General features: G+C 71.7%; 12 protein-coding genes and 1 pseudogene. 7 read left to right on the forward strand and 6 right to left on the reverse strand.

Going from position 1 to position 12155, the window contains the following annotated elements; translation table 11 throughout:
* The first annotated feature begins 59 nt into the window (after window positions 1-59).
* Complete coding sequence (locus tag L1857_RS27715; protein ID WP_094007500.1) at window positions 60-1370, forward strand: DUF349 domain-containing protein; 1311 nt, start codon at window positions 60-62, stop codon at window positions 1368-1370.
* A 50-nt stretch (window positions 1371-1420) separates the two neighbouring features.
* Here L1857_RS27715 and L1857_RS27720 read toward each other — a convergent pair whose 3' ends face one another.
* Window positions 1421-2416, reverse strand: coding sequence for a glycoside hydrolase family 113 protein (locus L1857_RS27720; protein WP_249466731.1), 996 nt, complete (start codon window positions 2414-2416; stop codon window positions 1421-1423).
* 63 nt (window positions 2417-2479) lie between these two features.
* On the opposite strand from L1857_RS27720, the gene L1857_RS27725 reads away from it, so the two are divergent.
* On the forward strand, window positions 2480-3079 hold the full coding sequence (locus tag L1857_RS27725) for a TetR/AcrR family transcriptional regulator (protein WP_249466733.1): 600 nt from the start codon (window positions 2480-2482) through the stop codon (window positions 3077-3079).
* On the opposite strand, the gene L1857_RS27730 is transcribed toward L1857_RS27725, so the two are convergent.
* Window positions 3028-3750, reverse strand: a complete 723-nt coding sequence (locus L1857_RS27730; protein WP_116111403.1) for a DinB family protein — start codon at window positions 3748-3750, stop codon at window positions 3028-3030. The two genes, L1857_RS27725 and L1857_RS27730, sit on opposite strands and share 52 nt — an antisense overlap.
* A gap of 4 nt (window positions 3751-3754) precedes the next feature.
* On the reverse strand, window positions 3755-4939 hold the full coding sequence (locus L1857_RS27735) for an MFS transporter (protein WP_233157416.1): 1185 nt from the start codon (window positions 4937-4939) through the stop codon (window positions 3755-3757).
* A gap of 503 nt (window positions 4940-5442) precedes the next feature.
* Between L1857_RS27735 and L1857_RS27740 the strand changes: the two are divergent.
* A pseudogene (locus L1857_RS27740) lies at window positions 5443-6015 on the forward strand (LysR family transcriptional regulator); the annotation flags it as partial.
* 329 nt (window positions 6016-6344) lie between these two features.
* On the opposite strand, the gene L1857_RS27745 reads toward L1857_RS27740, so the two are convergent.
* The 3 genes from L1857_RS27745 to L1857_RS27755 all read right to left on the reverse strand — a co-directional run bounded on the left by L1857_RS27745 (window position 6345) and on the right by L1857_RS27755 (window position 8602).
* Window positions 6345-6806 carry an Rv2732c family membrane protein gene (locus L1857_RS27745; protein WP_116115535.1) on the reverse strand — a complete coding sequence of 154 codons (462 nt, stop codon included), beginning with the start codon at window positions 6804-6806 and terminating at the stop codon, window positions 6345-6347.
* The gene (gene miaB / locus L1857_RS27750) at window positions 6803-8287 is read right to left on the reverse strand and encodes a tRNA (N6-isopentenyl adenosine(37)-C2)-methylthiotransferase MiaB (protein ID WP_249466736.1); all 1485 of its coding nucleotides are present in this window, start codon (window positions 8285-8287) and stop codon (window positions 6803-6805) included. Before miaB ends, L1857_RS27745 begins: the two co-directional genes overlap by 4 nt.
* 78 nt (window positions 8288-8365) lie before the next feature.
* Window positions 8366-8602: a hypothetical protein gene (locus tag L1857_RS27755; protein ID WP_094007494.1), complete on the reverse strand. Its 237-nt coding sequence runs from the start codon at window positions 8600-8602 to the stop codon at window positions 8366-8368.
* Window positions 8603-8860: 258 nt separating this feature from the next.
* On the opposite strand from L1857_RS27755, the gene L1857_RS27760 reads away from it, so the two are divergent.
* The 4 genes from L1857_RS27760 to L1857_RS27775 all read left to right on the forward strand — a co-directional run bounded on the left by L1857_RS27760 (window position 8861) and on the right by L1857_RS27775 (window position 12149).
* A complete protein-coding gene (locus L1857_RS27760) occupies window positions 8861-9589 on the forward strand; it encodes an amino acid ABC transporter ATP-binding protein (RefSeq protein WP_198958323.1) in 729 nt (242 codons plus the stop codon).
* Window positions 9590-9645: 56 nt separating this feature from the next.
* Entirely contained in the window at window positions 9646-10557 is a 912-nt protein-coding gene (locus L1857_RS27765; protein WP_094007492.1) for a glutamate ABC transporter substrate-binding protein, read from the forward strand.
* 87 nt (window positions 10558-10644) lie between these two features.
* Window positions 10645-11292, forward strand: coding sequence for an amino acid ABC transporter permease (locus tag L1857_RS27770; protein WP_094007491.1), 648 nt, complete (start codon window positions 10645-10647; stop codon window positions 11290-11292).
* Entirely contained in the window at window positions 11289-12149 is an 861-nt protein-coding gene (locus tag L1857_RS27775; RefSeq protein ID WP_116112582.1) for an amino acid ABC transporter permease, read from the forward strand. The genes L1857_RS27770 and L1857_RS27775 overlap by 4 nt, the downstream gene beginning before the upstream one ends.
* Window positions 12150-12155 lie beyond the last annotated feature (6 nt).

Genomic DNA, 12155 nt, shown 5'->3' on the forward strand with positions numbered 1-12155 from the left:
CCCGCGCGCCCGCGGGGCGCCCGCCACCAGGCGGGCCGACAGGCGATAAGGAGCCTGCGATGTCCGACGAGAACACCGGCACCCCGGCACCCCACCAGGTGCCCCACGGCCACACGCCCGCCGCCGGTCACGGCGCGCCGGTCCCGCCGGCCGAGCCGCATCCCTCCCGCTGGGGCCGCGTGGACGACGAGGGCAACGTCTACGTCCGGACCGCGGACGGGGAACGCACCGTCGGCGTGTGGCAGGCCGGCTCGCCGGAGGAGGGACTGCTGCACTACGCGCGGCGCTTCGACGACCTGCGCACCGAGGTCGAGCTGCTCGGCACCCGGCTGTCGTCCGGCGCGGGCGACCCGAAGCACGCGCTCGCCACCGCCACGCAGTTGCGGGAGAGCCTGCCGACGGCGGCCGTCGTCGGGGACCTCGCGGCGCTGTCGGCGCGGATCGACCAGATCGTCGCGCACGCCGAGACCGCGCTGGCGGCGGCGAAGCAGGAGCGCGAACAGGCCCGCGCGGCCGCGGTCGGGCGCAAGCAGGCGCTCGCCGAGGAGGCCGAGAAGATCGCCGCCGAATCGGTGCAGTGGAAGGCCGCGGGCGACCGGCTGCGCGCGATCCTCGACGAGTGGAAGACGATCAAGGGCGTCGACCGCAAGACCGACGACGAGCTGTGGAAGCGCTTTTCCAAGGCGCGCGAGGGGTTCAACCGGCGCCGCGGGTCGCACTTCGCCGAGCTGGACAAGCAACGCGCGGCGGCGAAGGCCCGCAAGGAGGAGCTGATCGCGGAGGCCGAGGCGCTCGCCGACTCGACCGACTGGGGCCCGACCGCCGGGCGCTACAAGGAACTGATGGCGGAGTGGAAGGCCGCGGGCCGGGCGCCCAAGGAGGCCGACGACGCGCTGTGGCAGCGCTTCCGCGCCGCGCAGGACGCGTTCTTCGCCCGCCGCTCGGCGACGTTCTCCGAGCGTGACGCCGAGTTCGCCGCGAACGCCACGCGCAAGGAGGAGCTGCTCGTCGAGGCCGAGAAGATCGACCCGGGCGCGAACCTCGACGCGGCGAAGGCGCAGCTGCGGCGGATCCAGGAGCAGTGGGACGAGATCGGCAAGGTGCCGCGGGAGCGGATCCGCGAGCTGGACGGCCGGCTCAAGGCGGTGCAGGACCGCATCCGCGCCGTCGAGGACAGCCAATGGCGCCGGAGCGACCCGGAGGCCCAGGCGCGGGCCGCGCAGTTCCGCGAGCGGGTCGAGCAGTTCGAAGCGCAGGCCGCGAAGGCCCGCGCCGCCGGCGACGAGCGGCGCGCCAAGAAGGCCGAGGAGCAGGCGGCCCAGTGGCGGGAGTGGATGCAGGCGGCGGAGCAGGCGGTCGCGGACCGCTGAGTCGTTCGTGGTGACGGCCCCTTCCCGGGTGGGAGGGGCCGTTCTCGTGCTCAGTGCTCCCCGTAGTACTCGCCGATCGCGGCGAACGCGGCCTTCGGTTCCCAGGGCAGGCCGTCGCGGTCGGCGAACACCTTCACCACGCCGTAGCTGGCCAGGTCCAGGTCCTGGCACGGGTCGCCGCCGGGGCGGTGGACGTGGTCGTACAGCGCGAAGGTGAACACGAACGCGCTGTCCACCCCGGCGGCGTCGAACGTCTCCAGCAGCTCGCGCAGGTACGCGGCCTGGCCCTCCTCGTCGCGCTCGTAGACGCCGTTGAGCCGGACCGGGCCGTCGTCGTCGTACTCCACCGCGTCCAGACCACTCGCCCCCAGATCGCCCGCGCCGCGGTAGGTCGCGGCGCCGAACTCGGTGATCGCGACCGGTTTGCCCTGCGCGACGAGGACCCGGACCCCGTCGGCGAAGCGGTCGGCGATCTCGGCCGTCCGGTACAGGTCCACCGAGACGAAGTCGAACGGCGTCCAGTCGACGCGCTCCAGCTGCACGGACGCGTACGTCACCGGGCCGCCGAAGCGTTCCCGCACGACGGCCACCGCCCGGGCGAGGAAATCGTTGATCCGGCTGGCGACCTCGCCGATGTGCTCCCGGTTGTCCAGCAGTGACGCGACGCGCTCCCGGGCTCCCTCGCCGGGCAGGAAACCCTTGTTCATCAGGCTCAGCTCGGCGCCGGCGACGAACACGACCTCGGCTCCCCGCCTGCGGATCCGCTCGGCGCGCTCGGCGCAGTCCGCGAACAGCTTCAGCGTCTCCGCCTCGGTCAGCTCCAGCGGATAGGGCGAGAACCAGACCTCGAGGCCCAGGTCCGCGGCGCGGGTCGCGGCGAACTCCAGCCGTTCCGGGTCGCCGCCCGTGATCCGCACGGCGGTGCAGTGCAGGTCGTCGCGGATGGTCCGCAGCTCGCGCTCGACCAGCTCCGGGTCGAATCGCGTCCGGGAGCACTTCCCGTTCTGCACGAAACCGGTGTCGTAACTGATGCCCTTGGCCCGCATGTGTCATCTCCTCCAATAAGGTACTGGCGGTACCCTAGCAGAGATAAGGTACTGTGCGTACCCGTGGAGTCCAGGACACGGCGGCGGGGGCCCGCGCTGGAGGACGCGATCCTGCGGGCGGCGGCGGACGAGCTGACCGAGTCCGGGTTCGCGGGGCTGACCATGGACAAGGTCGCCGCGCGGGCCGGCACCAACAAGAACGCGATCTACCGCCGCTGGCCGAACCGGCTGTCCCTCGGGGTCGCGGCCTACCAGCGGCTCACGAAGTCGGTGCCGCTGCCGGACACGGGCAGCCTGCGCGAGGACGCGCTCGAACTGCTGCGCGGCGCCAACCGCCACTGGAGTTCCCCGCTGGGCGCGATCCTGCGCGAGCTGATCTCCGCGGCCGGCGGCGCTGCCGAACTGCTGTCGCGGCTGCAGGACCCGGGCGAGGACGCGGCAGCCCCGTGGCTGACGATCCTCGAACGGGCCGTTCAACGCGGCGAAGCGGCACCGGGAGCGCTGCGCCCGAGGATCGCCACGGTGGCGATCGTGTTGCTGCGCAACGAGTTCGTGGTGCGCGGCGTACCCACCGCCCCGGACGACGTGCTGGTCGAAATCGTGGACGAGGTCTACCTGCCGCTGGTCCGCGCCTCCAGCGCGGCGAGGTCCCGCACGGCGTAACGGCGGTGCTCGCACTCCTCGTTCATCACCACGCGCAGACATTTGCCCACCGGGTGCGGCTCCGCGGGGTAGCCGGGCGCCGGTGATCGGCGGCAGGGCCGGGACAGCTCCCCGTCGGTGAGGCCGTCGACGATGCGCCGCACCAGCCCCATCCGGTCCGCGCGGACTTCCAGGACCTCGTCGAGCGCCGGACGCGCGCCGACGTCGACACCGAGCAGTGTCTCCGGATCCGGGTAGGACGTCTGCGGCAGGGCCAGCCGGTGGTAGGGCATCGGCTGGTCCAGGATCGTCCGGCTCACCCAGGCGTCCGTCGCGAAGACCAGGTGCCGCAGGGTTTCCACGAACGACCACTCGCCGTCGACGCGCTCGTGGAGCAGCTCCCCGGGGAGCCGGCGTGCGCGGGCGAGGGTGTCCGCCCACAGCGACTCGATGGTGCCCCACATCGCCCGGAAGTCCGCGGGCGTCTCCATCGTCCGCAGTTGCACGCGCTCGGGGTGGCGGCGGTCGAGTTCGGCTTCCACGAAGTCCGTGACGTCCACGTCGTTGACCACGAACCGGGCCAGGTCGCCCGAGATGGACACGTCGTACAGTCGCGAGTCGGCGATCTTCAGCCCGCTCAGGTCGCAGGTGCGGAAGGTGGAGCCGGTGAGGTCGGTGTCCGCGATGTCCACCCCGTCATGATGGCGCCGTCCGGTGGCGTAGCGCCACGCCCGCGCCGGTCAGGAACGCCAGTCCCGCCGCGCTGCCGAGGATCACCGGCGGCGTGGTCACCTGCGTGAGGAGCGCGAACACGTACGGCGCGCAGAACCCGACGTAAGTCAGCGCCCACCACACCGACGCGAGCCGGGCCAGGCCCTCCGGCGGGGCGATCCGCGCGATCTCCGTGAGGCCGAACGTCACGCACAGCCCGTACCCGCACCCCAGCACCGCGTCGGCCAGCAGCGCCACCGCCGGCTGTGCCGACACCGCCGCGGCGAGGCCCAGCAGCATCCCGGTTCCGATGGCGGCCAGCCCGATCAGCGCGGGCAGCACGACGGCGCGCGCCGCGAGTTGTCGGCCGACCGGCTGGATCAGCAGCCCGGCCCCCAGCACGACCGCGATCGCCACGCCGGCGAACACCGTCTCGGCCTCCCCGAGACGCGACTCCACCACCGACGGCAGCACCGCGAACCCGGTCGCGGGCGCGGCGAACACCCACGGCGCCACCGGCACCACCGTCCGCCGGAACCGCGGGTCGCGGATGCCGGTCACCCGCTTGCCCGGCACCACCCGCGGCGCGGTCTCCGGCACCTTGAGCGCCGCGACCAGGACGACGGCGGACAGCACGAGGTGCGGCAGGTACGCCACGTCCAGCGGCGCCCACTGCGCGATCAGTGCCGCGACCAGGCCCCCGATCCCGAACCCGGCGGACAGGAACAGGCTGGCCCGCCGCGCGCCGGTCCCCTCGGCGGCGTCGTCGTGCGGCGGGTGCGACAGCTCCTTCACCCACGCGCTGCCCGCCGCCAGCACCGCGCCCATGGCGAACCCGGAGCCGAAGCGTCCCACGCCCAGCCACGGCACCCCCACCTCGCCGAGCAGCAGGGCCCCCGTCGCGAGCACCGACAGGACGACCGCCCCCAGCACGACGGGCCGCCGACCGAAGCGGTCCGCGCCGGGCCCGCCGAGCAGCAGCCCGGGCACCAGCCCGACGATGTAGATCGCGAACAGCCCGGTCACGGTCGCCGCGGACAGGCCCATCTCGCGCCGGTAGGCCCCCAGCAGCGGCGAGAACTGGTTGGCGCCCCACCCGGTGGCGGTGATGAGCCACGCCGCGCGCGGCCACACCCGCCGGGTCACGGGCAGCACGGCAGACTCGGTCATGGCATCGGTTCTAACGCGCGCGGGCGCGCGGGAACGGGACGTTCAGAAATTCCGAACGGGGCTGGCCGCGCCGAACGGCGAGCACGGCGGGGCAGACACGTCGGCTCGGGTGGTGGGCACGGGGGCAGAGCGAAGCCGCAGCGGGGTGGGGTGGGGTGGGGTGGAGCACGCAACGCGGCGGGCGGGCGCAGCGCGACAGAGGGAAGCGGGCAGGCGGGCGCGAAGCGAAGAAGCAGCGCGGCACACGCAGCGGGCGCGAGGCGCGCCGGCACCCGTAGCGCAGCGGGCGGGCGCGCGCAGCGCGGCAGACGCAAAGCGGGCACGGCACCCGCAGCGCGCCACACGCAACGCGGCGCGCGCAGCGCGACGCGGTCGCGGCAAGCGCTAAGCGCGGCAGGCGGAGGCGACGCGGCCGCACCAGGAGCTTGGTCACCTTGGCGTGGGCCCTCTCCGGGGCTTACCGTCGAGGCGTGGATCTGCGCCGCCTCGCCTCGTTTCTGGCGGTGGCCGAGGAAGGGCACTTCGGCCGGGCCGCGGCGCGCCTCTTCCTCTCCCCGCCGGCCGTCACCGCCCACATCCAGCAGCTCGAGCGTGACCTGGGGGTGCCGCTGTTCGAACGGTCGCCGGTCCGGCTCACCCCCGCCGGGCACCGCTTCCTGGGGCACGCCCGCGGCCTGGTCGACGCCGCCAACGCCGCCCTCGCCGACATGGCGGACCTCACCGAACAGGCCGACACCCTGCGCGTCGGCGTCATGGGGCACGGCTCGGCCGAGCTGACCCCGGCCGTCATCGCCGCGTTCCGGCACCTGCGGCCGCACGTGGAGCTCAAGCTCGAAGCGCTCACCTTCACCGAGCACACCAGCGCCCTGCTGGAGCACCGCGTCGACGTGGCCTTCGTCCGCCCCGCGGTCACCGACGAGCGCGTCACCGTCGACGTCCTCACCACCGAGGCCCGCATCGTCGTCATCCCGGCCCGCTCCGACCTGGCCGCGGCCCGCGAGCTGCACCTCGCCGACGTCCTGGACCTGCCGTTCGTCGCGCTGCCGCCGCACACCCCGCGGCCCTTCACCGACTACCTGTACTTCACCGAGGCCCGCGGCGGCGAGGCCCCGCGCCCCGGACCGGACCACGCGGTCACGCCGCAGGAGGTGCTGATGAGCGTGGCCGCGGGACGTGGCGCGGGCTCGGCGCTCAGCTCGTTCGCGCGCTTCACCGCTGGCCCGGGACGGTCTGCGTGCCGGTCGTGGACGCGCCGTGGGACCACAGCGTGCTCGCCACCCGCACCGGGGACCGCGACCCGGACGTCCAGTTGTTCCGCGGCCTCGCCCGGTCACTCGCGCCGCGGTTCCACTCAGCTGCGGGACCGTACTCAGGTGCGGGACCGTACTCAGGTGCGGGACCGTACTCAGGTGCGGGACCAGGCGGTGCGCATCCACTGGGCGGCCAGCAGGATCGTCGCGACCAGGGCGATCACCATGCCGATGCCGGGGCCGCGGCCGGTGGCGCCGTTGGCGACTGACGACTGCTGCGACCAGATCGCCAGCAGCCCGTCGACGGAGGCGAACCAGCCGCCCATCGCGCACACCCACGACAGCCACCAGCGGCGCGTCATCAGCGTCAGCGCCGAGGCCAGCACGCCGATCACCGTGGACGTGACCGCGAACAGCTGCGGGATGCCGCCGCTCTGCCCGAGCAGCACCTGCCAGCCCACGTGCGGGCCGACCCACGGCAGCAGCTGGCCCACCAGCAGCACGAACACCAGCACCGCGATGACGAACCCGCGGCGGCCCAGCTCGACCGTGCGGGACGCCTTGGTCACGACCTCGTCGACGTCGGTGCCCAGCCGGTCGTAGTCGCTCTCACTCACAGCCCGCACCCGCCCGTCGTCACCGGCTGGGGCGCCGGGCGGCCGAACGAGGGCAGCCCGAGGCTCACCCCGTCGGTCTTGGGCCGGCGGCCCGCCTCCACGTTGTCACCGGCGCGGGTGCGCCGGTGCGACAGCAGGTCGCCGTCGGCGACGAGGTGGTGCGGCGCCCCGTAGGTGACCACGGTCTCCACGATGTCACCCGGCCGCACGGACCGGTCGATCGCGGACCCGGTGGGCGTGAAGTGCACCAGGCGCCCGTCGCGGGCGCGCCCGCTCATCCGCCGGGTCTCGGTGTCCTTGCGGCCCTCGCCCTCGGCGACCAGCAGCTCGACCTTGCGCCCGACCAGCTTCTTGTTCTCGTCCCAGGCGATCTCGTTGACCAGCTCGACCAGCCGGTCGTAGCGCTCCTGCACGACCTGCTTGGGCAGCTGGTCCGGCAGCTCGGCGGCCGGGGTGCCGGGGCGCTTGGAGTACTGGAAGGTGAAGGCGCTGGAGAACCGCGCCTGCCGCACCACGTCCAGGGTGGCCTGGAAGTCCTCTTCGGTCTCGCCGGGGAACCCGACGATGATGTCGGTGGTGATGGCCGCGTCCGGGATCCGGTCCCGCACCTTGTCCAGAATGGACAGGAACCGGCTGGACCGGTAGGACCGGCGCATCTCGCGCAGGATCCGGTCCGAACCGGACTGCAGCGGCATGTGCAGCTGCGGGCACACGTTCGGGGTTTCGGCCATCGCGTCGATGACGTCGTCGGTGAACGCGGCCGGGTGCGGCGAGGTGAACCGGACCCGCTCCAGCCCGTCGATGCCGCCGCACGCGCGCAGCAGCTTGGAGAACGCGTCCCGCTCGCCGAACTCGACGCCGTAGGAGTTGACGTTCTGCCCCAGCAGGGTCACTTCCAGCACGCCCTCGGCGACCAGCGCCTCGACCTCGGCCAGGACCTCGCCGGGCCGCCGGTCGCGTTCCTTGCCGCGCAGCGACGGCACGATGCAGAACGTGCACGTGTTGTTGCAGCCCACCGAGATCGACACCCAGCCCGAGTAGGCCGACTCGCGCCGCGCCGGCAGCGTCGAGGGGAACGTCTCGAGCGATTCGAGGATCTCCACCTCGGCCTCGGCGTTGTGCCGGGCGCGCTCCAGCAGCACCGGCAGGGCGCCGATGTTGTGGGTGCCGAACACGACGTCCACCCACGGCGCGCGCTTGACGATCTCGCCGCGGTCCTTCTGGGCCAGGCAGCCGCCGACGGCGATCTGCATGTCCGGGTTGGCGTCCTTGGCCGGGCGCAGGTGCCCGAGGGTGCCGTAGAGCTTGTTGTCCGCGTTCTCGCGCACCGCGCACGTGTTGAACACGACGAGGTCGGGCGCGTCGCCGGCGCCCGCCGGAACGTAGCCCGCCTCCTCCAGCTGGCCCGCGAGCCGCTCGGAGTCGTGCACGTTCATCTGGCAGCCGAACGTGCGGATCTGGTAGGTTTTGCCACCGTTCATCGGGCACCGTGTTCGCTGGTAAGACAAGCCATGACGGCTACCAGCGTAACTCTTCGGGGTTGCCCGCCTTCGCGCGCGTCAGGTTCGCAGCGCGACGTACCAGCCTTCCGGGATCGGCCCGGGCAGCAGGTCCGGGATGAACGTGCAGATGTGGCCCGGCCAGGACGGCAGCTGCGACTGGCAGTCCGCCTGGGTGCGGTAGGGGCCGGCTTTGAGGCTCACCCCGTCGGCGTGGGCGGGGGCGGCGGCGAGCGTGCACAGCCCCGCGCCCAGCACGAGCGCGGCGGCCGTCGTGCGGAGGTTGCGTGCGGTCACGAATCGAGTATCGAACGTGACGACACCGAGCGCAGCGCGATGCCCCGTTCGAGCGAAGCGACCCCCTCCGAGCTGGGCCGCTCGCCTGACTACAGTAACCGGCACCCGGGGTCACCGTGCGTCCGGAACCGGCCAAAACGGATGACACCTAGGTTGCGTTTGATTCGATTTACGGGCGCGGGGCCGCGTCACGGTGTTAGATCGCCGAGTGAGCCGGGCTATGGAGGGCAGATGAGCACAGCTACGTCAGCACCAGCGATGATCAGGGCTGCGGGCGTGAACAAGTTCTTCGGTGACCTGCACGTGCTCAAGGACATCAACCTCGAGGTGCCCAAGGGGCAGGTCGTCGTGGTGCTCGGGCCGTCCGGCTCCGGCAAGTCGACCCTGTGCCGCGCGATCAACCGGCTGGAGCCGATCAACTCCGGCGAGATCGAGGTGGACGGTCAGCCGCTGCCCGCGGAGGGCAAGGCGCTGGCCGCGCTGCGCGCCGAGGTCGGCATGGTCTTCCAGTCGTTCAACCTCTTCGCGCACAAGACCATCGTCGAGAACGTGATGCTCGCGCCGGTCAAGGTCCGCAAGATCGGGCAGGAGGAGGCGCGCAAGACCGCGATGCAGCTGCTGGACCGGGTGGGCATCGCGAACCAGGCGGAGAAGTACCCGGCTCAGCTGTCGGGCGGTCAGCAGCAGCGCGCGGCGATCGCGCGGGCGCTGGCGATGAAGCCGAAGGTGATGCTGTTCGACGAGCCCACCTCGGCCCTGGACCCGGAGATGGTCCAGGAGGTTCTGGACACCATGACCGGGCTGGCCAGGGAGGGCATGACGATGCTCGTGGTCACGCACGAGATGGGCTTCGCCCGTCGCGCCGCGAACCGCGTGGTGTTCATGTCCGACGGGGAGATCGTCGAGGACGCGTCGCCGGACGAGTTCTTCACGAAGCCGAAGTCGGACCGCGCCAAGGACTTCCTCGGCAAGATCCTGACGCACTAAGTGAGTTCCGCGGCGCCCGATCGGCGCCGCCCGATCCCGGGAGAACAGGAATCCAGATGAAGATCCGCACCCTGGCAGCGGGCCTGCTGGTCGGCGCACTGACGCTGACCGCTTGCGGTAAGGAGGGCGCCCCCTCCGGCGGCACCGGGGACACCGGAACCGACGCCGCCGCGCTGCCGACCTACACGGTGGCCCAGAACGTGGACGTGGCCGGCTCGCCGACCTTCGCCAAGATCAAGGGCGCGGGCAAGCTGACCATCGGCGTGAAGGACGACCAGCCGGGCCTGGGCCAGAAGAACGCGACCACCGGCAAGTTCGAGGGCTTCGACATCGAGATCGCCAAGCTGGTCGCCGCCGGCCTCGGCTTCGACGAAAGCAAGATCACCTTCACCACGGTCGACTCGGCCGCGCGTGAGGCCGCGATCACCAACGGCAACGTCGACTACTACGTCGGCACCTACACCATCACCGACAAGCGCAAGCAGCAGGTCTCCTTCGCCGGCCCGTACTTCATGGCCGGTCAGGACCTGCTGGTCCGCAAGGACGACACCTCGATCACCGGACCGGAGACCCTGAAGGGCAAGAAGGTCTGCTCGGTGACCGGGTCGACCCCGATCCAGCGCGTGCGCGACCAGCAGCTGACCGAGGCGGCGAACATCGTCGAGTTCCAGAAGTACTCGCAGTGCGTCGAGAAGCTCATCACCAAGGAGGTCGACGCCGTCACCACCGACGACGCGATCCTCAAGGGCTTCGCCGCGCAGGACCCGGACAACCTGAAGGTCGTCGGCAAGACGTTCTCGCAGGAGCCCTACGGCATCGGCCTGCCCCGTGACGACGCCGCGCTGCGCGGCAAGGTGGACGACCTGCTGCAGGCCGCCATCGACGACGGCACCTGGCAGAAGATCTACGACGCCACGCTCGGCAAGTCGGGTTCGGCCGCCACGCCGCCGGCGATCCAGCGCTACTGACACTCCCTTGTGGCCGGTGAGCGCGGGTGCGCTCACCGGCCACTCCCTTTCCACTAGTTCCACACCAACCGCGGCGGGGAAGGCCCGATGGACGTCCTGCTCGACAACATGGACCTCTACGGTCCGTTCTTCTGGACCACGATCAAGCTGTTCCTGATCTCGGGAGTGGCGAGCCTGATCTTCGGCACGTTCCTGGCCGGCCTGCGGGTCAGCCCGGTCCCGGTGTTCCGCGCGGTCGGCGCCACGTACGTGACGCTGGTGCGCAACACACCGCTGACGCTGGTGTTCGTGTTCCTGGTGTTCGCCTACCCACTGCTCGACATCATCGACCTGTCGTACTTCACCGCCGCGGTGGTGTCGCTGACCCTCTACACCTCGGCGTTCATCTGCGAGGTCGTGCGGTCGGGCATCAACACCGTCCCGGTCGGGCAGGCCGAAGCCGCCCGCGCGCTGGGGCTGACCTTCACCCAGATCCTCGGCCAGATCGTGCTGCCGCAGGCCATCCGCTCGGTGGTGCCGCCGCTGATGAGCATGCTCATCGCGCTGCTGAAGAACACCACCATCGCCGCCGGGTTCTCCGTCGCCGAGGCCGGCGCGATCCGGCAGTACCTGTCCGAGCGCGGTGACAACCAGCTGATCGGCCTGCTGTGGGTCGCGCTCGGGTTCATCATCCTGGTCGCGGTCCTGTCCTTCATCCAGCGGGCCCTCGAGAAGCGCTGGAGCGTGGCGCGATGAGCAACGTCCTGTTCGACATCCCCGGCCCGAAGGCCCGCGCCCGCTACCGGGCGCTGGCCGTGCTGGGCACCCTGATCGTCGCCGCGGTGATCGCCTACATCATCTGGCGCTTCATCGACAGCGGCCAGTTCTCCGCCCGCCGCTGGGAGTGGCTGCAGTACGCCCAGGTCCAGCGCGACCTGGTGGACGCGCTGCTGGCGACCCTGCAGGCCTTCGCGCTCGGCGCCGTGCTGGCGCTGGTCTTCGGCGCGATCTTCGCCGCCGGGCGGCTGTCGGATCACGCGTGGGTGCGCGGTGTCTCGACCGCGGTCGTCGAGTTCTTCCGCGCCATCCCGCTGCTGATCCTGATGTTCCTCTTCTACTACGGCGCTCCGGTGCTGGGCGTGGCCCTGCCGCCGTTCGCCGCGGTGGTGCTGGGCCTGACCCTGTACAACGGCTCGGTGCTGGCGGAGGTGTTCCGCGCCGGCATCCTGGCGCTGCCCAAGGGGCAGAGCGAGGCGGCCTACGCGCTGGGCATGCGCAAGACCCAGGTGATGACGCTCGTCCTGATCCCGCAGGCGGTCCGGTCGATGCTGCCGACGATCATCAGCCAGCTGGTGGTGCTGCTCAAGGACACCGCGCTCGGGTTCCTGGTCACCTACCCGGAGCTGCTGTACTACGCCCGCTACATCGGCTCGCAGGGCTCGTTCGGCCGGCCGATCGTCCCGTCGACCCTCGTGGTGGCGGCGATGTACATCGCGTTGTGCCTGCTGCTCACCGCGCTGGCCACCTACATCGAACGCCGCCAGCGGCGCAGCAAGAAGCACGTGGAAACCCGGCGCCCGCCGACGACGGAGGAGGTCGTGGGCGTGGCCTGATCCGCG

It is taken from the genome of Amycolatopsis thermalba, assembly GCF_023376025.1.
GTDB lineage: Bacteria > Actinomycetota > Actinomycetes > Mycobacteriales > Pseudonocardiaceae > Amycolatopsis_E > Amycolatopsis_E thermalba.

Bases quoted from the DNA above. Each gene is read 5' to 3' on its own strand.
- L1857_RS27715 (WP_094007500.1), top strand. From the start codon at position 60: ATGTCCGACGAGAACACCGGCACCCCGGCACCCCACCAGGTGCCCCAC.
- L1857_RS27720 (WP_249466731.1), bottom strand. From the start codon at position 2,416: ATGCGGGCCAAGGGCATCAGTTACGACACCGGTTTCGTGCAGAACGGG.
- L1857_RS27735 (WP_233157416.1), bottom strand. From the start codon at position 4,939: ATGACCGAGTCTGCCGTGCTGCCCGTGACCCGGCGGGTGTGGCCGCGC.
- miaB (WP_249466736.1), bottom strand. From the start codon at position 8,287: ATGAACGGTGGCAAAACCTACCAGATCCGCACGTTCGGCTGCCAGATG.
- L1857_RS27760 (WP_198958323.1), top strand. From the start codon at position 8,861: ATGATCAGGGCTGCGGGCGTGAACAAGTTCTTCGGTGACCTGCACGTG.
- L1857_RS27765 (WP_094007492.1), top strand. From the start codon at position 9,646: ATGAAGATCCGCACCCTGGCAGCGGGCCTGCTGGTCGGCGCACTGACG.
- L1857_RS27770 (WP_094007491.1), top strand. From the start codon at position 10,645: ATGGACGTCCTGCTCGACAACATGGACCTCTACGGTCCGTTCTTCTGG.
- L1857_RS27775 (WP_116112582.1), top strand. From the start codon at position 11,289: ATGAGCAACGTCCTGTTCGACATCCCCGGCCCGAAGGCCCGCGCCCGC.